This is a genomic window from Solibacillus kalamii (assembly GCF_002174535.1).
Taxonomy (GTDB): domain Bacteria; phylum Bacillota; class Bacilli; order Bacillales_A; family Planococcaceae; genus Solibacillus; species Solibacillus silvestris.
In genome coordinates, this window is the sequence record NZ_NHNT01000004.1 from 109,850 (window position 1) to 132,586 (window position 22,737).

A 22,737-nucleotide genomic window follows, 5' to 3' on the forward strand; every position below is an offset into this window, starting at 1 on the left:
GTGTTAAAAGCGAAGTGAGACTTTTAACACGCCCTTTTTTTATTATTGAAGTTCTTTTAATGAAGAGAGGGCTTCGATTGCACCGACTTTTTCGCATACTTTTGATGCGGCACGGTTGGCGAATTCGATCACGGTTACCCATTCATTAAACGAGAGATTTGTGTCTTCATATTTACTTAACTGATATAAAACGGCACCGACAAACGCATCACCTGCACCGGTTGTATCAACGGAATTTACGGGAAATGCCGGAACGGTTGTAATTTGCCCGTTTTGAATAAGCATTGTACCAGAAGCGCCTTGTGTAATGGCAATTGTTTTATCATTAAACTGTGTCAGCCATTTAATTGCCTGTTCGAAATTATCTGTTCTTGCGAATAATAACAGTTCTTCATCACTCATCTTAATGAAATTTGCTGCTTCGATAAAAGGTTCGCATTTTCGAATAAATTGTTCAGTATCATGCTTCCACAAGTCAGCCCGGTAATTCGGATCAAAAGAAATAAAATAATCTTGCATTAACATTGTTTGCATTAATTGCTCATATGTTTTACTGAAAGGTTCGCTTAAAAGGGCAGTGGCTGAGCCAAAGTGATACATATCGGATATCATTAGCTGCTGTAAATTCAAATCTTCGATACATAACAACTCATCGGCACCACGATTGAAAATAAAATCCCGCTCCCCATCTTTCTGTCTTGAAACAAAGGCCAAAGTAGTCGGTGCAGACGGATCCATTATAAGTTGATCTGTATGAACACCTGCTTGCTCCAACGTTTGTTTCAAAAAGTGGCCAAATGCATCGTTGCCCACTTTTCCGCAAAAATATGCCTGTCCTCCAAGCATTGCGATGGTTGCTGCTACATTTGCGGGAGCACCGCCTGCCTGCTTTTCAAACGTTTTCGCTTCTATAATGGATACTTCCGTATGCGTTGTAAAAAAATCGATGAGCAATTCGCCAATACAAAGAACTTTTTTCATATCCGTTTCCTCCAAATATATGTATTTCACTAAATTTTGGCATAAAATAACTAGAATTAAAAATATTTACCCTATGAGTTTATAAATTTAGGTTTCAAGTAAATTGTTGATAAATTGCATTGGCTTAACAGGAGTTGATTGGAATGGAGGGCGGCAGACTCCTGCGGGAACAGCGCGAGGGAGAGACTAGGAACAAAAGCTAAGAGCGCCACTTCCTGTGGCAATGCTTTTGTGACCAACATCGTGTTGGCCTCGCGCCCGCGGAAAGCGTCCGCCCGCAATGGAAATCAACGGATTTTATTGAAAAGTACGACAAAAAACGTGAGGTACAGATGTACTCACGTTGTATCTTTTAATCATTTAATTACAATTTTAATATTCAGAGGGTGGTTTTATCTTATAAAATTCTGGGGGAATGTTATAGAGAAAAATGTGACACCTTTTTGAAAATATAAAATTGCACCTTATATATCGAGTATGAATTATTAACTTACCAAATCATATCTGTTAAGATGAATAACAGGGTAGGGCAAAGTAAGCAGCCTAATCCTGTGTAGAAAGTAGCTGTAACGGCGCCATACGGGACCAATCGTACATCCGTTGCAGCTAATCCACCCGTAACACCTGAAGTAGTGCCCATTAATCCACCGTAAACCATTGCAGTTAATGGATTGTTAAGCCCAATGAACCTTGCAATAAATGGTGTACCTACCATTACTAATACCGATTTTACTAACCCTGCTGCAATACTGATTGCAATAACTTCTGAACTTGCACCTAATGCAGCTCCTGTTACTGGACCAACAATATAAGTAACTGTGCCGGCACCGATTGTAGCAAGACTTACAGCATCTGTATAACCGAAAATAAGTGCAAAAATAATACCAACTACAAACGACAATGCTACACCGATAAAGAGTGATGAAATCCCGCGAATACCTGCTTTTTTAATTTCGTCAAAGTTTGCTCCGAATGATGTAGCTACAATAGCAAAGTCACGAAGCATACTACCGCCAAGGAAACCGATTCCCGCGAATAATGAAATATCAGCTAAACCTTTAGTTCCTTCACTGTAAACTCCTCCGAAATAAGCTAATACTAATCCAAGAACAATCGCAATAGCGGAGCCATGAATAAGTCCCTTTGTTAATTTATTCGAAATTAAGTATGCGACATACATTGTAATACCAACAATGACGAATCCTGTGATTAAACCGTTAGATTCTAACGCAGTTTTAAGAGCATCCCACATATTAGTTTACCTCCCCTGTTGCTGCGTTATTTTTATTGAACTCAATGGCAGATTCCTTCGCCTTTTTCCCGCTCAACAATGGAACGCATAACCAACTAATAAGAACAACTGCAATTCCTGCAATGATCGCTAGAGGACCTCCAGTTAATGCACCTAATACATTTTGACTCGCTGCCATTGCAATAACAATCGGGATATACATTGCATTCCAGAAAGCTAAGCCACTTTGAGCAGGCAGACTGATTTTCCCATTCTTCTGTAATTTATCAACGACTACGATTAATAGTAACATCGCAATACCTACGCCACCCACATTCGAATCAATCCCCATTAAAGCGCCGATCAATTCACCGCAAAACATTCCAAATAAGAAACACCCAGCTAAAATGGCAACACCATATATAACCATAATTCCACCCCTTTATATTGTTTAGAACAGTCGACTGTATTCTGAATATAGAATAAACAATAATATTTACATAAGCAAGGAAAATATTATTTTTTTAAGAGAAAAAATGATTATACGATTGAAATTTATGTTTTAAAGATTTAATATGTATTGTATACAGTCGACTATGTTTAGTTAAAAGGAGAAGGTTTAGTTGAATTATTTTGAGAGAGCATTGGACAATGCCTTATCGATTAGAATCGCCAATAACTTGTTGGAACAAGTGTTGAGTGGCGAGTTAAGACCAGGAGATCAAGTCGTTGAATCGATATATGCAGAACAGTATGAAACGAGCCGCTCCCCTGTAAGAGAAGCAATTTATTTATTAGCGACAGAAGGAATTATTGAACGTGTTCCAAGAAAAGGGGCATTCATTAAAGGCTACACATTAGATGATATGAAAGATCTATTGGATGTGCGAAATCATTTGGAAATGCTGGCAGCCGAACGTTTAGAAAATCCAAGTAAAGAAAAAGGCACACTGAAAGAAATGAAAGCTGTCTTAACTAAAATGACAAAAACGAAAAGCTATACAGAATATACGCACTTAAACTATCAATTTCACTTTCTTATATTCAAGTTAAGCAACAGTCCTGTGCTGAATGATATGTACAGTAAAATTGCGCTGCCATTACTGCGAATTCAAGTAATCCATTTTTCCAATAATGAAATTATTGAAAAATCGATTATAGAGCATACAAAAATATATGAATGCTTAAAGAATGATGACTTGGATCAGCTGAAATCCATTTTAAGAAAGCATACAGAGGATGTTATTTTCAGCGTTCGAAATAAGCAGTTATAAAGCAAAGGGAGGGGGAAGTCAACAATGAAACAGGCATGGCTTTTTCCAGGGCAAGGTTCGCAATATGGCGGATTTTTAGAGTCATTTCCTACACACCCCACTATTAAAGAAACCTTGGATGAAGCTTCAGATGTTTTAGAAACAGAAATTAAGCTGCTTGCAACAGCTGAAAAATTAAAGAGCACAAAAAATGTCCAGCTTACTATGCTGACGGCCGGTGTTGCAACAGCCCGCGCTTTACTTAATGAAGGCGCAGCACCCGACTATTTGGCAGGTCACTCGGTTGGCGCATTTGCCGCTGCGGTGACGAGTGAGGTACTAACATTTAAAGATGCCCTGCATTTAGTTTCACTTCGTGGGGAACTGATGGAATCTTTACAGGATGAGGCGTATGGAATGGCAGTTGTTGTAGGCTTACCCGAATCAACTCTTATAGAAATTACACAAAAATTCCATACGGATCAAAAACCGGTCTATGTATCAAATCGCAATGCACCGCAGCAGCTGACTTTATCAGGTCATAAGGAAGCGATGCAAAATGTACTGGACTACGTATCTGGAAAAGGGGCAAGTTCAGCAAAGATGCTGAATGTTTCTACACCATCCCATTGTCCATTGTTTCTACCTGTTCAGGAAAGATTAGCAATGGAAATGGAGAACATAACGCTTCAAAGGCCGAAATATCCGTTGATTTCAAATCGCAATGCACGGGTACTTCGCCAGCCTTCTCATATCGTTCAGGATTTGGCTGAAAGTATTGCTTTACCTGTCAGATGGCATGATGCAACTTCGATTTTATTTGAAAATGGAGTTCGTCAATTTATTGAATTGTCGCCTGGGGATGTGTTAAAAAAACTTGCCAAAAATGCGTTTCCAGAGGCGGATAGTTATAGCGTGGAAAAGAATGGGTTTAATGATTGTCTATATTTAGCGAAAAATGAAGGGGTGTAAATATGGTATTAATTCAACAGCAACGTTCTTGGTCAACAAGATTGGAAGGAAAGAAAAAGAGATTAGCGGAAGTGGAGCATCTAGTAAACGGTGTAACAATTCCTACAGAGAAAATTGTAGATGTACTTGAGTTGCTTATTAAACCGGGGGATCGGGTTGTTTTAGAAGGAAATAATCAAAAGCAGGCGTCATTTTTATCTCAAGCACTCGTAAAGGTCGATCCAGAGCGTGTACATGATTTACATATGATTATGTCCAGTGTGTCACGTCCGGAACATTTAGATATTTTTGAGGAAGGCATTGCTAAAAAAATTGACTTAAGTTTTGCTGGTCCACAAAGTTTGCGCATCGCCCAAATGATTGAGGATGGAAGGTTAGTTTTAGGGGATCTGCACACGTATGTGGAGCTTTATGGAAGATTATTTATCGATTTAATTCCGAATGTAGCGTTAGTTGCAGCTGATAAAGCAGACCGCTTCGGAAATTTATATACAGGACCAAATACAGAAGAAACACCAACAATTGTAGAAGCAGCAGCTTTCCGTGATGGAATTGTAATTGCTCAAGTAAATGAAATTGTGGATGAATTGCCACGTGTCGATATTCCGGGTTCTTGGGTCGATTTCATCGTTGAAGCGGATGAACCATATGAGTTGGAGCCGTTATTTACACGTGACCCGCGCCATATTACAGATATTCAGATTTTACAGGCGATGATGTGTATTCGCGGTATTTATGAAAAACATGGCGTTCAATCATTAAACCATGGGATTGGTTTTAATACAGCTGCAATCGAGCTGCTATTACCTTCATATGGCGAGCAATTGGGCTTGAAGGGGAAAATATGCAAAAACTGGGTTCTTAATCCGCACCCGACATTAATTCCGGCGATTGAAACAGGCTGGGTAGAAAGTGTTCACTGTTTTGGCGGTGAACTAGGGATGGAAAAATATGTGCAGGCACGTCGAGATATTTTCTTCACAGGGAAAGATGGCAGTCTTCGTTCGAATCGGACGTTGGCGCAGCTTGCAGGTCAGTATGCAGTTGATCTATTTATCGGATCGACGTTGCAAATGGATGCATACGGCAATTCTTCGACGGTAACAAAAGGACGCGTTGCAGGTTATGGTGGTGCACCAAATATGGGACATGATCCGGGCGGACGCCGTCACTCAACGGAAGCTTGGTATAACATGATGACGAGTCAGGATGAATTGGCTCGCGGTAAAAAGCTTGTTGTACAAGTTGCCGAAACATTCCAGGATGCCAACACACCTGTTTTTGTTGAACGTTTAGATGCAATTGATGTAAAGAAACAGGCGAATTTAGCAGTTGCCCCGGTCATGATTTATGCGGAAGATGTTACACATGTTGTGACAGAAGAAGGGATTGCCTACCTATATAAAACTGATAGTCCGGCAGAACGTAGAGAAATGATTGCTTCGATTGCAGGGGTAACACCGCTAGGAATGGAAAATGATGTGAAGCGTACAAAATCACTTCGCGAGCGCGGTTTAGTGGCAATGCCGGAAGACTTAAATATTTTACGCGGTGAAGCGAACCGTTCATTGTTGGCAGCAAAAAATATTGATGAGCTTGTTCAATGGTCTGGCGGATTATATGAGCCACCATCGAAATTCAAAAGTTGGTAAGGAGCTGAAGGAATGAAACAGCATGTAATTTGTAAACGGATTGCTGATGAGGCTGTTGCAGCATTAATCGAAGAAGTTCAATTGACACCAAAGCCAGGTTTAGTAGATACAGAAAATAATGGTGCACATCATGATTTATCTTTAATAAAAATGCAGAATTCAGCACATTCTTTGCACAATACGTTTTATCAAATGGCAATGCTGAGTTTCAACCGACAGCCAACAGTAGAAATAAGGGAACAATTTGGCGCAATTGGACGGAATGGTGAAAAGGAAATGTTTGCGGTTACTGAAAATAGTAATACGCATAAAGGGGCGATCTGGTCGATTGGATTACTTTGTTCCGCAATAGCTCGAAGACAGGGCCAAGTGCTCTTTCCACAAGTATTTAATGATGCTGCGGAACTGGCCAATCTTCCGGATCAATATATTCCAAATTCCAAAACAAACGGAAGTAAAGTGAAAAAGAATTATGGGATTCCAGGTGCAAGAGAAGAAGCACAGCAGGCGTTTCCTCATATTCAAAAGTTTAGTTTACCAGCATTTTTACAAGCGGCTCAAAGGATGTCGCTAAGAGATGCGAAACTTCATACGTTACTAGAATTGATTGCAAATTTAAACGACACTTGTTTACTTCATCGAGGCGGTCTGGAAGGATTGGAGTTTGCGAAACAGGAAGCGAAGAAACTCCTAACAAACTTTTCAATTTCAAATATGAAGAAACTAGATGAGTTATATATTAAACACTGGTTATCTCCAGGGGGATCGGCTGATTTGTTGGCGGCCACATTATTCGTAATTAATATGTCAGATAAACTGAAAAGGGGTGCACAGCATGGAAAAGTTGAATTACACGTTTCAGGCAAATCGTCCGGTTACTAAGCAAGCACATATTGGGGTTGTAGGATCGGGGGATTTAGAAATCCTGATCCAGCCAATCGAAGGCCCGGAAACGAAAGTAGAAGTTCGTACAGGTATTACGGGTTATGCTGAAACTTGGCAAAAAGTAGTGGAGCGTTTTGTTTCACAGCAAGATATATTGGCTTCAATTAAGATTAATGATTTTGGGGCAACACCAGGTGTCGTATCGATACGACTTGCACAGGCAGCGGAGGTGGTTTTCGGTGAATAATTCTATTAAATTACCTGTTAGTATAGTAGAGAGTAAGGCAAGAGAACGTGCACTATTACTACTAGATGAAGGAACAGCAAATGAAATATTAGGTCCATTCGACTTTTTTGAATCACCACATTTAGAAGCGCAAAATATCGTACCGCAAAGTGATGACGGGATGATCATAATGCAAGGGACAATTCGAGGTCGCCGTTCATTAGTTATTTCAATAGAAGGAAGTTTCCAAGGTGGGGGAATCGGTGAAGTTTCAGGGGCGAAATTTGCTGGTGCTTTAGAGCGTGCATATGAATCTTGTGAAGCAGGGGAACTGATTTACCCAGTCATCATTTACGATACAGGCGGCGTTCGTCTCCAAGAAGCAAACTACGGGTTGCTTTCGATTGCTGAAATTAGTTCGGCGATTGTTGCTTTGAAAAAGTATGTACCTGTAATCGGCATTATTCCGGGGAAAGTCGGTTCTTTCGGAGGGATGTCTCTAACAGCTGGACTTTGTTCTGCTTTAATCATGACACGAGAAGGTCGACTTGGCATGAATGGCCCTGAAGTAGTTCAGCAAGAAGCGGGTATTCAAGAGCTAAATGCAAAACAAAAACCTTTCATTTGGAAAATGATTGGTGGATCTATGCGCTACAATTCAAATTTGGTGGATGCTGTTATTGAGGATGATGTTGTCAATTACTTAGATACGCTGGAAAACTTATGGACAAATAACAACTTTAAACAAAGAACAGTGGAGTACGATACATTTTTAAATATGCTGAACCATTTGCAGTTTGAACAGAAAATCGGTACTGATGAAGCCCAGGAGATTTTAAGTAACCGATCGGAATTGGCAGCTGGTGAAGCAACGATTGCAGATGGGGAAAATACGAGCAGAGGTCGTACGTGGTTTAATGCATTTACAAATAACGCACCATCAATTTCAGAAACGCCATCTGTTTTAGTGGCAGATGCCCATTTAAATGGAGAAAAAGCTCGTTTCATTGCTGTTGTGCCAAACAGTGAAAATAAATTTTACCGTGCCCGCAATGGGGAGTTTGGTCTGCAGGAAGCTTGGACCGTTGCGAAATATGTTCGTCAGGCAATCGAAGAAGATAAGGATTCAGCAGAAAAAAGATTAATCGTTCCAATTGTCGATGTTCCGGGTCAGGCATTCGGCTACCATGAAGAATTATTCGGCATTTATTTAGCGTGTGCAGCAAGTGTTGAGGCATATGCGGTTGCACGTCAAAGTGGGCATCCAATCGTTACATGTGTTGTAGGAAAAGCAATTTCAGGGGCATTTCTGGCACACGGTATGCAAGGAAACCGTATTATTTCGCTTGATGATTCAGAAGTGCAAGTACATGTAATGTCCAAGAAGTCTGCAGCTCTTGTTACAATGCGTACTGTAGAAGAATTGGATGAATTCGCGAAGTCTGTTCCATCGATGGCGTATGATGTCCATTCATTCAAAACACTAGGTGCATTATATGAGTTAATCGACGGTATTAATGCAGACGAACCATCTAATGAACAAGTTCAAAAAGTCATTCATTCGATTGCATCGGCAAAAGAAGATATTATTCAGTCCGGAGATAGAACGTTGGCAAATCGAATTCAATCAACAATAGCGGTTGAAAATGGTCGTAAGGCATCGATTGCTGTACGTGGGAAAATCGCGCAACAATGGAACTAACTGTACATGATCTAGTGTTTTTGAAGTCCATGGATCAGATTGATTACTTTGGGCAATATCCTAATTGGATGGATGAGGATGAAATGGCTCAAGGCATGGCTGTTGTGAGACGAATGAAAGTAGAGGACGGGAAAGTTGCGATAGGCTTTCGTGGGGACAATCGATCTAAACGATTTGCAGCGATTACAACCATATCTAACATTAAACGGGTAGTTCGGCCGTTTGATGTTCTGGCAAATTCATATCCTGCGACACATGTTCAATCGCTTACGTATATAGAAAAGGTATTGGATGGTTTAAAATGGGGAATTGGCGGAAGTGTTGGTTTTTCGATGGCAACAGGAATCACTGTTTGCCATGAAAACAGTGATATTGATATTATTTTATACTGCAAAAGGTTGCAGGAACTTGATCAATTAACGCCAATTTTTTCTCAGCTGCAGAAAAGTGCTCACCGTGTTGATGTCCAGGTGGAGATTTTAGGCGTTGGGGCGGTTGTTTTAGCTGATTACTTAAACCACTCTTCTTTTATAGTAAGAACGAGTACTGGACCGATTTTGCTTGAAAAAGAGTCATTAATCTATAAGGGATAGCGAATTATTTGAGGGTGGGACATAACCCAAAAATGCCATTTTTCTCTTAGAGAAAAATGGCATTTTTTGCTGAGCGTAAAAATTGATTTCCATTCCGGGACGCTTTCCGCGGGCGTGAGGCCAACAGGATGTTGGTCACAAAAGCGTTGCCACAGGAGGTGGCGTTCTTAGCTTTTGTTCCTAGTCTCAGGCGTCACGCTATTCCCGCAGGAAGCTTTGCTTGTAGCGAAAGGCGTAGCCGTCAGCTAATGTTTTCACAGTGCGAAAGGTGAAACTGTCAGCACGAACACTCGCCCTCCATTCCAATCAATTTTATAAAATATCCGTTTCTTAATAAGGTTTTTCTCCTTAGTTTATGAAATTTCTACTTCTGTCCCAGCCTCTTTTTTGTTTGAGCAAATTTGCAGAGTTACTAAAAATAAAGGCCTATATCTTATTGAAGATACAGGCAGTAGGGAGGGGAACTAAATTAGTCTGTTTTTAATCGTGAGTACATATTGATGTCGATAAAATTTCCTTTAGATTTTTCGTATTGCCTAAGAGTTCCTTCAAACTTGAAACTAAGTTTTTGTAAAACCTTGATTGAATTAACATTTGCGGGTTCTACTTTTGCCTCAATTCTATTCAGTTTTAAAGTTCCGAAAGCACAATCCAGTAATGCACTGATACCTTCAGGTGCAAACCCCATGCCCCAATAGGCTTTAGCGATGTCGTAACCAATCTCCGCCTTCGCATTTTCAAAATCTATAGCGTTAAATCCACACGTACCTATTATTTCATTCGAATCCCGTTCAATCATGCTGAAACGAACAGCTTTACCGGCCTGAGCCAAATCCTCAAGCAGTTCGATCATTTCTTTCGCCTGAGTTTCATGTGTAAAGCTGGATATGTTCATGAATTCAGTTACATGTGGATCAGACCATATTTTAAACAAGCTGGGTGAGTCTGAAATTTCCATTCTTCTCAAATACAATCTTTTAGTATTCAGTTCTTTTATCAATTTAATTACCTCCAATATTTTTTATTCAGTTAGATAAAAAATATTGCCATCTGCGCATAGTTCAGTCCCTTCAAGGTTATAGATTTTATATTCAGATGATACCAGGAAAAGGAAAATAAAAAAACACCTACACATAAATTCGTGTAAGTGTCTGTAAGATGTAATGGCTGTATTGCTTATGTAAGCAGCCACATTGCCGTAGTTATTATAGAAAGTTTTAAACCACCACTCCTCAAAGTGGGTGTTCGCAAATGCTATCCTGTCTATCCTGAAGTCAAAAGAGTCCAGGCACGCCATTCCAACATCGATGTAAAACTCCCTGTATAAGTATAAAGGTTAAAACTTAATATTCGTACGTACAACGTAGCCTTATTGTTATCTTATAGTAAGTTAATGTGGAATGCAATAAAGTATGTTTTAAAAAAAAAGTCAAATGATTTGAATGGTTTTAATGAGGTTTTCGAAAACAAAAGCTGGATTTATTTCCAAAATAAAAAAGCCTTCCTTATATATTAGGAAGCCTTCCGTTATTATTCTGTATGCTGCTGTAAAATATTTTCTGTTAAAAGTGCAATATCGATGACTGTCTTTTCCGTTACAACATCCGATAAAATTTCGTTGCGGAAATAGTCTACAGATACCGGGAGATCGATCAACAGTAACTTGCTTAGTGCAGTTTCATACATATGAACAAATTCTTTGTCGGTATTTCCTCGCTTCAGCTCTGAAAATGACTCGTAAAACTGATCCAGCTTATCGGCGAACTCAAGAAGTCGTCCTTCAATTGTGTGATCTTTGCCTTCTTTCATACGGTCAAAGAATACATCCTGTAAATCAAGCGGAATTTCTTCCAGAATAAATTTTTCCATCATTTTCTCTTCGACATGTGAAAGCATTTGCTTTAGTTCAACGCTTGCATGTTTGACAGGTGTTTTAATATCCCCGATAAACACTTCGGCAAAGTCATGATTAATCGTTTTTTCGTATAACGATTTCCAATCAATTTGACTGCCTGCACGTTCCTCCAATGTTGCGAAAAACATCGCATACTGGGATACCTTCCACGAGTGTGCTGCCACATTGTGCTCTTCAAATTTAAAGCGGCCCGGACAACGGATGATACGCTCTAAATCATTTAAACTGGTAAAAAACGTATGGATACCTATAATAATCACTCCTTTTCGTTTATATCATCATTGTACTATTAGTTATACCCGAAAAATAATTTTTTAAAAGTGTTTAACCGAAATTTAACGTGGGGTTTACATTAAGGGATGATGTTTTCTAATAAAATGATAAAAATTCTAAAAAGCTTATTCAATTGTCCAATTAAAGTTGGATTATCTAATATAGTATGAAGAATTTCTAAAATGTCTCCTCGTTTTTCTAATATGTGATTTAGAAGTGCCAATAACAGGAGCCTAATTTCTAATAACTAAAAAAATCTTCTAATATCTAATTGCAAAACCTGAATTAAAAACAGAAAGGACGCTCACGTAAAATGATGAGCGTCCTTTCTTATTTTTAAAACTAAACCTGGACGTCAATCATTTGTCCTTTATAAGGGTGGGGTGCTGGAGTTGCTTGCGGTTGGGGCATTGCTTCAATCATTTGAAGCGCAGTTGCCGCGCCGGTATTCATTGCCTTGTCTAAAATACTCATCTGCACAGTTTGCTGTAGCGAGGCAAGCTGAGCTGACATGATGGCGTTTAATTCCATAGTAATCCCTCCTTTTCATTTGTACTGCCCGTAAAAGCCCGATTGGTTCAACTAACAACCAGTAGGGGATGAACACCCCTACTGGTTGAAGTTTCACTTTATATCGTCAAAATTGAAAGAATTATTAAAGGAATAGGCGGATTTGTAATAAGTCTGAAAACGAATTTCCCATTTATTATTTCTTCTTTTCCTGTCACTTCGCAAAAAAAATGGAAAATCTATGTATAAATCGCTTCAAATTTAGTAATAATTATCCAAAAGCTCTGCAATGTGCTTGTAATGGAGGGTTCATATCTGCGTCATCGTGTTGCAATGTATTTGCTGTAAGGTTAAAGCAGAGTCAAAACAAATTAAATTTATTTGGGAAATATGGAGGGACAGAAATTTGACAAAGAAAAAATTAATGGCAGTTCTATTGGCAGGAGTATTCGCTACAGGGGGGCTATTTGCATCTCAAGCTTCTGCAGATACTTATACAATCCAACCTGAAGATACACTTTATAAAATAAGTAAACAGTTTCAAACATCAGTTGAAGAGATAAAGGAATTGAACAATTTAAATAGTAATACAATTTTTGTTGGGGATACAATAAAAATTGGTGGTCATGATGAGAAAGTATATACGATTTCACCAGGCGATACGTTGTTCCATATTGCATTGGCCCATGATGCAACAGTTGATCAGCTGCAAAAATGGAACAATATCGATTCAGATTTAATTTACCCGGGTGACGCCATTACAGTATCCGGACCTCAACAGGAGTATGCCAAGAGTGAAGTGAAAAGCGCGACAGGCGGTACACAAGCGAAAACTTCAACAAGTTCAGTTCCTGATACAGGAAGAACAATGACTGTTGAAGCGACAGCATACACAGCCTATTGTGAAGGATGTTCAGGTACAACGGCAAATGGTACGGATTTACGCGCCAATCCAAATTTAAAAGTAATTGCAGTAGACCCACGAATCATTCCGTTAGGGACAAAAGTTTGGGTTGAAGGATATGGGGAAGCCATTGCAGCTGACACAGGCGGGGCAATTAAGGGAAATAAAATTGATGTATTTATTCCAGATTTAGATAACGCCTACGAATGGGGCCGCCGTTCAGTAACAATCAAAATTTTAGACTAATACGAAAGAAGCCACTCAAATTTTGGGTGGCTTTTTTGTATAATCAGCCCTCTTTATTGAAATACTAGCTGCAAGGAGGGGATAGTGTGCGAGTAATTAGCTTATTTGTATGTGTACTATTATTAAGCGGATGTAATTTATTTCAAAAGGAAACCGTCCCGGTAAGTGCACCAGAAGCATTATCTGCGAAGGCGCAGATGTATGATACAAAGAACAACCTAGTTGGTGAAATCTTATTTAAAGAATCATCTAAAGGAGTCGAACTGACTGCTGTTTTAAATAATTTACCTCCGGGTGATCACGGAATCCATCTACATGAGTTTGGGAAGTGTGAACCTCCAAGCTTTGAATCGGCAGGTGCCCATTTCAATCCAACGAAAAAGCAGCATGGCGTCGATAATCCAGCAGGCCCGCATTTAGGGGATCTTCCGAATATTACTGTGGATGATGCAGGTGAAGTAGAATTAAACTTTGTGACAGCCGATTTTACACTTGAAAAAGGGAAAGAAAATTCCCTGTTTGATGAAGATGGCACATCTGTTGTCATTCACGAAAAAGCAGACGATTATAAAACAGACCCATCAGGGAATTCGGGAGCTCGGATTGTTTGTGGGGTAGTCAAGTAAAAATATTATGCTAAAAGTGAAATTCTTTTAGCATAGTATTTTTTTTGCGGAAATTTCTTAAATACTATAGGACAAATATAAGTTTCGAGAAATTTATTATATTCGGAATAATATTTTTGGAGTTGCTTGTATAAGTGGAATTGAGTATTCGCCGTCAATAATATATTTTTGTATTAAACAATAACAACTATTCGAGTATAATCTAAACATAATATAGATAATAAATTATTTACAGTTAATTTCGAATTGTTAAAATAACATTGACTTTTGTATAATTATGTATGTAATATGAATTTATATTTTACTATAAAGGGGGAAACTGCTTATGTTTAAATCTAAAAACCTACTCTTTCTAATGTTATTAAGTGCTTTTGTGCTTATACTGGCGGCTTGTGGTTCTGATGAAGAAGGCTCATCTACAACTGAAACAGATAATGGGGCAAGCTCTGGGGAAGCGACAACGGATGCAGAGTTGGATTTTGAAGGTACAAAGTTTATTAGTATTTTAACTGGTGGTACACAAGGGACTTATTATCCATTAGGAGGTACATTTGCTGATTTAATTACTACAGACACTGGGGTAAAAGCAACTGCTGAAGTTTCACAGGCGTCTGCAGCGAATATGACTTCTCTGGCAAACGGAGATGCAGAAGTTGCATTCGTTCAAACGGATATCGCTTACTATGCTACGAACGGTACACTGATGTTTGAAGGCGAAGCAATTGATTCTGTAGTAGCGTTAGGTGCACTTTATCCAGAAACAGTTCAATTAGTAACATTAGCAGATTCAGGGATTAAAACATTTGCTGACTTAAAAGGTAAAAAAGTTTCTGTAGGGGCTCCAGGATCGGGAACATTCGCAAATGCTGAGCAATTGTTGGAAATCCATGGCTTAACAATGGATGATATCCAAGCCCAAAATTTAGACTTTGGTGAATCGACAGATGGTATTCAATCAGGTCAAATTGACGCAGCATTTATTACGGCTGGTTACCCGACAGGTGCTGTAGAAGCATTAAATGCAACAAATGGCGTATATATCGTTCCGGTTGAGGCAGACAAAGCAGAAGAACTAATTGCAAAATACCCATACTATGCAGTGGATAACATTCCATCTGGCACATATGGTTTAGAGTCTGATATTCCAGCTGTATCAGTAGGCGCAATGTTAGCTGTTAAGAAGGATTTACCGGAAGATTTAGTTTATGCAATGACTAAAGCAATCTATGACAACACAGACAAAATCAGCCACGCAAAAGGCGCATTCATTAAAGCTGAATCTGGCTTAGATGGAATCGGTATTGATGTACACCCAGGTGCACAAAGATACTTTGATGAAGTGAAGTAATTAGCGCGAGGCTGTCTAGAGTGTAATATACTTCTAGGCAGTCTCTTGTTTTCTTTCTGGGGAATCTTGGCTGATAGTTAGATAGAAATTTATTTTAATGTGGGATGTCCATGAATAAACTAATCCGAATTTTATTTGTCATAATCTGTGTAAGCACTGTACTTTGCATGATCCCGTATGAGCGCTCAATTACATTTGTTGAAACCCGTTCAGAAAACTCAATTATTTATTACAGACCACTGGAAAATATTGATGAATTTCAAATTATTTATACACATTCAATTCATTTAACAGATGTTTATGAAAACTATGTCGCGCTGCCTTCAAATGCAATTCAACTGCTTTCGATGGAATATTCGGATGTAGCTATTGGAATGCCGGGTTATGCGGAGGAAGGGCAAACATTACATTATGAAAATGGGATATATAAACTTCAATACGACGATGCAAAAGTAAATAATTTTGTACTACATATTGGAAATGTCGATTATCGATTGGATTTGCAGCATAAAAATGAAACAGTTGAACTGAAAAAAATTTTGACTCGGGGAAAATCTTATGATGTGCAAATTCAAAAACTGTCCTTCTATGAAAAAATGAAAGGAGTCGAGTTAAATGAGCAATAATAGAAAAGAAACAACAGAACCACAACAAGTAGAAGCCTTGTCATTAGAACAGCAGCAAGAGTTACTGGAAAAGTTCGATATCGAATCCAATCAGAGAAACCCACAAAACTTTATGAAATATGTTATATATGGTGGGTTACTCGCATTTTCACTGTTCCAACTTTATACAGCGATCTATGGTCAGTTCCCAGCTCAAATTCAGCGTACTGTTCACTTAGGCTTCGCATTAACTTTTGTCTTTCTGCTATTTCCACTGCGCCGTAATTTTTCAAAAAAATCTATTCCCTTTTATGATTATATTTTAGCAATTTTGTCAGTTGTTATTGGTAGTTACTGGGTGATAAATTACGACCGATTAGTGAGAAGTTTAGGAAAGCTAGAGACTTTGGACTTCTGGGTGGGTTTATTTGCGGTCCTTCTCGTACTGGAAGCTTCACGTCGGGCAGTTGGTCTGCCAATCGCCATTATTGCAGGTCTATTTTTGGCTTACGCATTTTATGGTCCGTATATGCCGGACTTTATGGCACACCGTGGGCAAAATTTAGAGAGTCTTGTAAATCTAATGTTTTACTCAACGGACGGTATATTAGGGACGCCACTTGCTGTTTCAGCAACATATATTTTTGCATTCCTGCTATTTGGGGCTTTTTTGGTAAAAACTGGTGTAGGGGAATACTTTAATGACTTAGCGATTTCAGTTGCAGGAAAATTAGTGGGTGGTCCGGCAAAAGTTGCTATTTTCTCGTCTGCGCTTCAAGGAACAATTTCAGGGAGTTCTGTAGCCAATGTAGTTACTTCAGGTGCCTATACGATTCCGCTCATGAAACGTTTAGGATATGAGAAGAACTTTGCTGGAGCTGTTGAGGCGTCTTCATCTACAGGGGGACAATTAATGCCTCCGATCATGGGTGCCGCAGCGTTTTTAATGGTTGAATTTATCGGCCGCGGTGTTTCATATTGGGATATTGCAAAAGCAGCAGCAATCCCGGCAGTTCTTTACTTTGCGGGTATTTGGATTATGACTCACTTTGAAGCAAAACGTTTAGGGTTACGTGGTTTAACGGATGAAGAAATGCCGGATCGTAAAGAAATATTCAAGAAGTTATATTTATTAATTCCGATTGCATTAATCATTGTAATTATGATGTTTGGTGTTCCGGTTATTCACTCAGCACTTTACGGTATATTGGCTTGTATTATTGTCGGATTTATAAACCCGGATGTTAAATTTGGTGTTAAGGAAATCTTTGATGCATTAGTAGATGGGGCACGTACTGCTGTGCCAGTAGCTGCTGCAACTGCATGTGCAGGTATTATTGTAGGGGTCGTTGTAAAAACAGGACTTGGTTTGTCATTGGCAAACAGCTTAGTAAAACTTGCTGGCGGCAGTATTCTAATTACCCTATTCTTTGTAATGATTGCTTCTTTAATCTTAGGAATGGGTGCCCCGACTACGGCTAACTATGTTATTACATCAACGATCGCAGCACCGGCAATCATTGCCTTGCTTGCACCGGATGTACCGGCAAGTGCAGCACCGATTATCGTTGTATTATCTGCACACTTCTTCGTATTCTATTTCGGGATTATTGCAGATATTACCCCTCCTGTAGCGCTCGCCGCATTTTCAGCCGCTGCGATTTCAGGTGGAGATCCGATAAAAACAGGTATTCATTCTGCCAAGCTGGCTATCGCGGCATTCATTATCCCTTATATGATTATTTTTTCACCGGCATTGCTGATGATTGATGTAACGGTTTGGGAAATCATTTGGGTTGTATTTACAGCGATGATGGGTATGATTGCGATTGGTGCGGGAATCATCGGTTATTGGTATCGCCCGATTAACTGGATTGAACGAATTATTCTAGTTGCTGCAGGTGTTGCTATGATTTATCCGGAGTCCCTATCGGATACGATTGGACTTATTGTATTTGGAATTATGTTCGTGATTCAATACGTTACTAAAAATAGAGAAAACGGTTCAAAAGTGGCCATTTCATAAAAAAGAGAGCGTCTGAAATTACTTTCAGGCGCTTTTCTATTTATCTCGAAAATAGATAGATTTAATACTTTTTATGCATTAAGTACATTTATTTGTTGATTTTCTTGAAAATCCATTATATTATTTAAATTAATTAAAAATTCAAATAATTTAAAGGGGAGAAATGATATGTCAACACTTTTAAAGTCGACGTTTGAAACATACTTATTTGACGAAGAGGTGGAATTTGAGTTAGCCGAGCAACAAGAGGTAACGGAAAGTGAAGAACGCACTCAATATCCGCAAGGGTTTTTCTCAAGCTTATAAAGGAGTTTTTAAAATGAATTTAAAAATATTACGGCGTCTATCCAGCGAAACTATTTGGATAGATGTCGTTTTTTTAGGCACTAATAATGTAGTATGCAAAAATTGTACTGTATAATAGAAGTACTAAATAATATTCGAGGTGCGTTTCATGTTAGCGGTTAATTCTACGGAACAAATGATTTTTGATTGGTTTCAATATTTCCATGCAAACCCTGAAGTAAGCTGGAAAGAGATAAAAACAACAGCAAAATTAGCAAAAATTTTAGATGATATGGGCGTAAGCTATAAAAAATTTGACGATGTGACTGGCCTTGTCGCCGAAATTGGAAAAGGCGAAGAAACAATTGCGGTTCGCGCTGATATTGATGCACTATGGCAGGAAGTGGATGGCGTTATGCAGGCAAATCACTCTTGTGGACATGATGCAAATATATCGATTGTTTTAGGTGCGCTCTATGCATTAAAGAATGAACCTTTGAAAAAGAAAATCCGATTTATTTTTCAACCGGCTGAAGAAACAGGTGGCGGGGCATTGGCGATGATTGATCGCGGTGTAATGGAAAATGTTACCCATTTATTCGGTGTTCATTTACGTCCTATGGAAGAGCTGCCATTAGGGAAAGTATCACCTGCAATCTATCATGGTGCTGCAGCATTCTTAACTGGGACAATTACTGGCATTGATGCACATGGCGCTCGTCCGCACCAGGGGAAAAATGCAATTGATGTCGTCGTAGCGATTCAGCAAATGCTGAAAAATATTCATGTCGATCCATTTGAAGTATACTCTGCGAAGATAACAAAAATTGTAGCAGATGGCGGCAGTGTCAATATTATTCCAGGTAATGCGACCTTCTCGATCGACGTGCGTGCACAGAAAAATGAAGTCTTGGCGCAAGTACAGCAGGAAGTTGATAAAGGCTTGAAACAAATTGCGGAGATGTTCGATACTGGGGTGGCATGGGATTGGATGGATGTTACACCAGGTGCGGAAGTATCATCCGAAGCGGCTGCAATTGCAGAACGCTCGATTGTTGAAGCACTTGGAGAGCAAAGTTTAGCACCGGCAGTAATGACACCGGGAAGCGATGATTTCCACTTCTATACGATCAAAAATACTGAGTTGAAGGCAACGATGATCGGCGTTGGCGCAGATCTTGGTCCTGGACTCCATCATCCGAAAATGACCTTTGATGCAAAGGCATTGCTTGATGGCGCCAAAGTAATAGCAACAACATTGAAAAACAGTGCAACGAAATAAGAAGGTAGGGCGATGCTATGAAGTTTATAGCATCGTTTTTGTTTTGCGCTTGAGTGGTTGCCGTGATATTAGAAAAGATAACCCGGATATTAGACAAACGGCGATACTTATTAGAAGATCGGATACCTATATTTGAACATCTCGGCCCTTTATTGGAACATTGGCTTACTTTATTAGAACATCAGTAGTTTATTAGAACTTTTCAAGCGATATTAGAAAAAGTAAGCCATTTATTAGAAAAACGTGCCTCCAGCAATCCGTCCAAATAAAAAAGTGCCGCGATTACTTGGCGGCACTTAAAACAAAACCTTATTTCATCGGGCAAAATCCGCAAGCCATTAAGCCGGGGATGTCTTTTGAAAAACAGCAGCTTTTGCGGACAGGCTGATTGATGAGAGCGGAAGGGCTTTTTCCGCCTGTATAATTTAGAAACAGCGATTTGTCCGAGAAGTAACGCCAAACATTTTTATCTTCAAGCATGTCCAAGTCCTCGAAAGCGCGGTCAGCCAATGCCGGATTTTCGAGTAATGTATGGAAGTGCCAAAGCATGTATCCGAAAATATTTTCCCATAAAGTAAGCGGCGAAATGGACGTTGTTTTACGTAACTGGCCAATGACGACCGATGTCTTGTATAAAATGTCCGTCATCACTCGTTCGCGCTCATCATCTTCCACATAGCGGAAGTCATTTGGGTTTATATACATCCCGAGTGTATGAATGCCGAACTCCTGTACAATAGCAAAGCGCAGATCTTCCGGCTTGCCGTCCCAAACTTCATCATACGTAGTCAGCATATAAAACTGCATTGCGACAAACATGCCGTAGCGACGTCCGAAGTGGGAAATAGCTGCAGCTTCTGTAGCAGCATTTGTAATGCCCATCATTAAATTGCGGAAATCCGTCAAATAGAAGTCTTTATGTAGATTCGCCAATGTAAATAATGGACGGTCAGGTTCTTCGGTAAAAATACTATAGGAATTTAATTGTCGTACTTGATCATAAGAAAGTGCAGGCATACATATCACCTTTTCTAAAAAAAATATTTATATTTACTATACCATTTCTCTTCCCAAACGAGATGAAAAACGCTAAAATGAATAAAACATATAAGAAAGGTTGGTTTTTAATGACGAAACCGATTTCTATACCAAGACCATTAGTTCGTGTAAATCAGTGGGTAATATTTTTATCAGTCGTTATCACATGGGTGACAGGGCAATACTGGATTTTAGGGATTCCGTTGATTGCAAATTTACTTGGGATTTTCACCGGGTTTAATCCAATTATGCGCTTTGCAAAATTGTTTTTAACAAAAGATGTTAAGTCATATATTCCTGAAGAGATTGGACAGCAAAAGTTCAATTCAGCGATTGCGAGCCTATGTCTGGCAGGCGGAATAGCAGGGTTTGCCTTTAATCTGCCAGTCGTTGGCTATAGCTTTACGATTATGGTGGCAGTTGCATCATTTGTAGCAATTTTAGGCTTTTGTATCGGTTGCTTTATGTTGTTCCAATACAAACAGTACCAATATCGCCGTTCATTAAAAAATACTTAAAAAGATTTTTGGAAATGGGTTGACAATGATACTGATAATCATTATCATTGTAACTGTAGCAAGAGCTTATTTGTAATACAGTACAAATAAGTCTGAGCTAACAACTTTTCTCCAGGAGTTTGTTAGCTCAGCCATAGCGTTCTAAACCCCCTCATTTAGAATGTAAGTTTGACTGTGTGTCAGACACTGAGTTTTTCACCCTTTATATTTTTCTTCTAGTTTTTCTTCCTTTGTTGGGAGACCCATTGCCCGTGTCGCTTACAGATACGGGTATTTTTGTGTATAAAAAAATTTCTGAAACTTTTTTGAAACTTATTTTGCATTTCTCCGTCTGTACGTTGCTTCAATAAAAAACGTAGGCGGAGGAAATGATGAAAAAGTTAATTGCAGTAGGGTTTATCGCTATATGCGTATTATTCCTGACAATTGAATATAGAGGTTCAAGTGAACAGATTGAACGAGCGGTTGCAAACGAAAAGGATATGGCAGGTAGAGAAAATGGAACCCAAATAGAACAGGCAACACATCTATTTGAAAAAGTTATCGTCCTGAATGAGGAACAGCCGATTTATATAAAAGATAATACGCTCACTGAAATTGGAGTGGTACATCCGAATACTTCTTTTGCAATTGTAGGAGAAGATGAGCTTTATTATGAACTACGATTCGGAAAAATTTCAGCCTTCATAAAAAAAGGTAGTGCCACTGTAGAAAAGCGATCGCTTCAGACGTTAGTAAATACAGAAATAACAAACTCAATCAAAACGACAGAACAAACAAAAGTATATGAAGAAAAAAATCTTACGAGCAGTGTGTTGCTGCAGCTTTCACAAGGGTTTCGCTACCCGGTAGTGGGGGAGGTTGATGAGTGGTTTGTCATCAAAGTAGGAGAACGTGCCGGTTATATACATAAATCATCAGTTGAAATAGATGAAGGAATTCCAGTTTTAGTGTATCATCATATTTTGCCGAAAGAAGAAATGGTGACAAATGCAAGTACGGTTTCTGTGCAATCATTTGAACAGCAAATGGCCTTTTTAGCTGAAGAGCAATTTACAACAATTTCGACAACACAGCTTTATGATTATTTGGAAGGTCGCCATATTTTACCTGTTAATTCGATTCTCATTACATTTGATGATGGTTTATTATCGACGAAGGTCTATGCCTATCCAATTTTAAAGGAACATGGATTTTCAGCGGTACAGCATATTATATCTTCTCGTACAGGACGTTTTGAAGGTGAACAAGTATTTGACGGCAAAGGACCGCTCCAATTTTTCACAGCCGAAGAGATGCAGCTAATGACAGATGTGTTTCAGTACGAAGCGCACACACATAACTTGCATCAGTTCAGTAAAGGAGCAGGAATCGCATTAGAGTTGTCATCCGCTGACATTGCGAAGGATTTGCAGCAAAATGTAAACATGCTGCCGAATGCGACTTCTTTAGCGTATCCATTTGGTCATTACGATAAAGATATGATCGCAGCGATGAAGGAAGTAGGGCTGTTAATCGGTTTTACGACAAATGAAGGCTATGCTAATATGCAGCAGTCAAATTATGAGGTCAATCGTTTCGGCATAACGGAAAATAAAACATTTGAACAGTTCACGTCCTTTGTAAAGGGGGTGGACTGGTCTTAAGGATATAAGAAGGTGTTAAT

At 39.1% G+C, this 22,737-nt stretch carries 23 protein-coding genes and 1 other RNA gene; 16 read left to right on the forward strand and 8 right to left on the reverse strand.

Going from position 1 to position 22,737, the window contains the following annotated elements:
* Nucleotides 1-42 precede the first annotated feature (42 nt).
* From CBM15_RS08550 to madL, 3 genes are all read right to left on the reverse strand, one after another.
* Nucleotides 43-981 carry a carbohydrate kinase family protein gene (locus tag CBM15_RS08550; RefSeq protein ID WP_087617130.1) on the reverse strand — a complete coding sequence of 313 codons (939 nt, stop codon included), beginning with the start codon at nt 979-981 and terminating at the stop codon, nt 43-45.
* Between the two features lie 490 nt (nt 982-1,471).
* On the reverse strand, nt 1,472-2,233 hold the full coding sequence (madM, locus tag CBM15_RS08555) for a malonate transporter subunit MadM (protein WP_087617131.1): 762 nt from the start codon (nt 2,231-2,233) through the stop codon (nt 1,472-1,474).
* Between the two features lies 1 nt (nt 2,234).
* A complete protein-coding gene (gene madL / locus CBM15_RS08560) occupies nt 2,235-2,642 on the reverse strand; it encodes a malonate transporter subunit MadL (RefSeq protein ID WP_008406216.1) in 408 nt (135 codons plus the stop codon).
* Nucleotides 2,643-2,835: 193 nt separating this feature from the next.
* On the opposite strand from madL, the gene CBM15_RS08565 reads away from it, so the two are divergent.
* From CBM15_RS08565 to CBM15_RS08595, 7 genes are read left to right on the forward strand one after another with little or no spacing between them, the layout of a single operon-like run.
* A complete protein-coding gene (locus CBM15_RS08565; RefSeq protein WP_008406217.1) occupies nt 2,836-3,486 on the forward strand; it encodes a GntR family transcriptional regulator in 651 nt (216 codons plus the stop codon).
* A 24-nt stretch (nt 3,487-3,510) separates the two neighbouring features.
* Nucleotides 3,511-4,437: an ACP S-malonyltransferase gene (locus tag CBM15_RS08570; protein ID WP_087617132.1), complete on the forward strand. Its 927-nt coding sequence runs from the start codon at nt 3,511-3,513 to the stop codon at nt 4,435-4,437.
* 2 nt (nt 4,438-4,439) lie between these two features.
* Entirely contained in the window at nt 4,440-6,089 is a 1,650-nt protein-coding gene (gene mdcA / locus CBM15_RS08575) for a malonate decarboxylase subunit alpha (protein WP_087617133.1), read from the forward strand.
* Between the two features lie 12 nt (nt 6,090-6,101).
* Entirely contained in the window at nt 6,102-6,971 is an 870-nt protein-coding gene (locus CBM15_RS08580) for a triphosphoribosyl-dephospho-CoA synthase (RefSeq protein ID WP_087617134.1), read from the forward strand.
* The gene (locus tag CBM15_RS08585) at nt 6,925-7,221 is read left to right on the forward strand and encodes a malonate decarboxylase subunit delta (protein ID WP_087617135.1); all 297 of its coding nucleotides are present in this window, start codon (nt 6,925-6,927) and stop codon (nt 7,219-7,221) included. The genes CBM15_RS08580 and CBM15_RS08585 overlap by 47 nt, the downstream gene beginning before the upstream one ends.
* Nucleotides 7,214-8,902 carry a biotin-independent malonate decarboxylase subunit beta gene (locus CBM15_RS08590; protein WP_087617136.1) on the forward strand — a complete coding sequence of 563 codons (1,689 nt, stop codon included), beginning with the start codon at nt 7,214-7,216 and terminating at the stop codon, nt 8,900-8,902. Before CBM15_RS08585 ends, CBM15_RS08590 begins: the two co-directional genes overlap by 8 nt.
* Entirely contained in the window at nt 8,893-9,495 is a 603-nt protein-coding gene (locus CBM15_RS08595; protein ID WP_087617137.1) for a malonate decarboxylase holo-ACP synthase, read from the forward strand. The genes CBM15_RS08590 and CBM15_RS08595 overlap by 10 nt, the downstream gene beginning before the upstream one ends.
* 469 nt (nt 9,496-9,964) lie before the next feature.
* Here the strand turns inward: CBM15_RS08595 and CBM15_RS08600 are convergent, their stop codons facing one another.
* The 4 genes from CBM15_RS08600 to CBM15_RS08615 all read right to left on the reverse strand — a co-directional run bounded on the left by CBM15_RS08600 (nt 9,965) and on the right by CBM15_RS08615 (nt 12,214).
* Complete coding sequence (locus CBM15_RS08600) at nt 9,965-10,495, reverse strand: GNAT family N-acetyltransferase (RefSeq protein ID WP_087617138.1); 531 nt, start codon at nt 10,493-10,495, stop codon at nt 9,965-9,967.
* 181 nt (nt 10,496-10,676) lie between these two features.
* Nucleotides 10,677-10,868: non-coding RNA, 6S RNA (gene ssrS / locus CBM15_RS08605), on the reverse strand.
* 157 nt (nt 10,869-11,025) lie between these two features.
* Complete coding sequence (locus tag CBM15_RS08610) at nt 11,026-11,670, reverse strand: YfbR-like 5'-deoxynucleotidase (protein ID WP_008406231.1); 645 nt, start codon at nt 11,668-11,670, stop codon at nt 11,026-11,028.
* Nucleotides 11,671-12,025: 355 nt separating this feature from the next.
* Nucleotides 12,026-12,214 (reverse strand): YjfB family protein, encoded by a 189-nt coding sequence (locus CBM15_RS08615; RefSeq protein WP_087617139.1) that lies wholly within the window; start codon nt 12,212-12,214, stop codon nt 12,026-12,028.
* A 385-nt stretch (nt 12,215-12,599) separates the two neighbouring features.
* Here CBM15_RS08615 and CBM15_RS08620 point away from each other — a divergent pair, with 385 nt between their 5' ends.
* The 7 genes from CBM15_RS08620 (at nt 12,600) to CBM15_RS08645 (ending at nt 19,515) form a co-directional block, all read left to right on the forward strand.
* Nucleotides 12,600-13,343 (forward strand): LysM peptidoglycan-binding and 3D domain-containing protein, encoded by a 744-nt coding sequence (locus CBM15_RS08620; RefSeq protein ID WP_087617140.1) that lies wholly within the window; start codon nt 12,600-12,602, stop codon nt 13,341-13,343.
* Between the two features lie 86 nt (nt 13,344-13,429).
* On the forward strand, nt 13,430-13,969 hold the full coding sequence (locus CBM15_RS08625; protein WP_087617141.1) for a superoxide dismutase family protein: 540 nt from the start codon (nt 13,430-13,432) through the stop codon (nt 13,967-13,969).
* Between the two features lie 325 nt (nt 13,970-14,294).
* A complete protein-coding gene (locus CBM15_RS08630) occupies nt 14,295-15,317 on the forward strand; it encodes a TAXI family TRAP transporter solute-binding subunit (protein WP_087617142.1) in 1,023 nt (340 codons plus the stop codon).
* Nucleotides 15,318-15,427: 110 nt separating this feature from the next.
* Nucleotides 15,428-15,943 carry a DUF1850 domain-containing protein gene (locus CBM15_RS08635; RefSeq protein ID WP_087617143.1) on the forward strand — a complete coding sequence of 172 codons (516 nt, stop codon included), beginning with the start codon at nt 15,428-15,430 and terminating at the stop codon, nt 15,941-15,943.
* Nucleotides 15,933-17,948 (forward strand): TRAP transporter permease, encoded by a 2,016-nt coding sequence (locus tag CBM15_RS08640; RefSeq protein ID WP_087617144.1) that lies wholly within the window; start codon nt 15,933-15,935, stop codon nt 17,946-17,948. The genes CBM15_RS08635 and CBM15_RS08640 overlap by 11 nt, the downstream gene beginning before the upstream one ends.
* Before the next feature lie 168 nt (nt 17,949-18,116).
* Entirely contained in the window at nt 18,117-18,254 is a 138-nt protein-coding gene (locus tag CBM15_RS19350; protein ID WP_014824892.1) for a hypothetical protein, read from the forward strand.
* 148 nt (nt 18,255-18,402) lie between these two features.
* Nucleotides 18,403-19,515 (forward strand): amidohydrolase, encoded by a 1,113-nt coding sequence (locus tag CBM15_RS08645; protein WP_087617145.1) that lies wholly within the window; start codon nt 18,403-18,405, stop codon nt 19,513-19,515.
* Between the two features lie 309 nt (nt 19,516-19,824).
* Here the strand turns inward: CBM15_RS08645 and CBM15_RS08650 are convergent, their stop codons facing one another.
* Nucleotides 19,825-20,532 carry a Fe-S oxidoreductase gene (locus CBM15_RS08650; RefSeq protein ID WP_014824888.1) on the reverse strand — a complete coding sequence of 236 codons (708 nt, stop codon included), beginning with the start codon at nt 20,530-20,532 and terminating at the stop codon, nt 19,825-19,827.
* Nucleotides 20,533-20,642: 110 nt separating this feature from the next.
* On the opposite strand from CBM15_RS08650, the gene CBM15_RS08655 reads away from it, so the two are divergent.
* Complete coding sequence (locus CBM15_RS08655) at nt 20,643-21,071, forward strand: DUF4395 domain-containing protein (protein ID WP_087617146.1); 429 nt, start codon at nt 20,643-20,645, stop codon at nt 21,069-21,071.
* A 371-nt stretch (nt 21,072-21,442) separates the two neighbouring features.
* Nucleotides 21,443-22,717: a polysaccharide deacetylase family protein gene (locus CBM15_RS08660; RefSeq protein WP_087617147.1), complete on the forward strand. Its 1,275-nt coding sequence runs from the start codon at nt 21,443-21,445 to the stop codon at nt 22,715-22,717.
* The last annotated feature ends 20 nt before the right edge of the window (nt 22,718-22,737 follow it).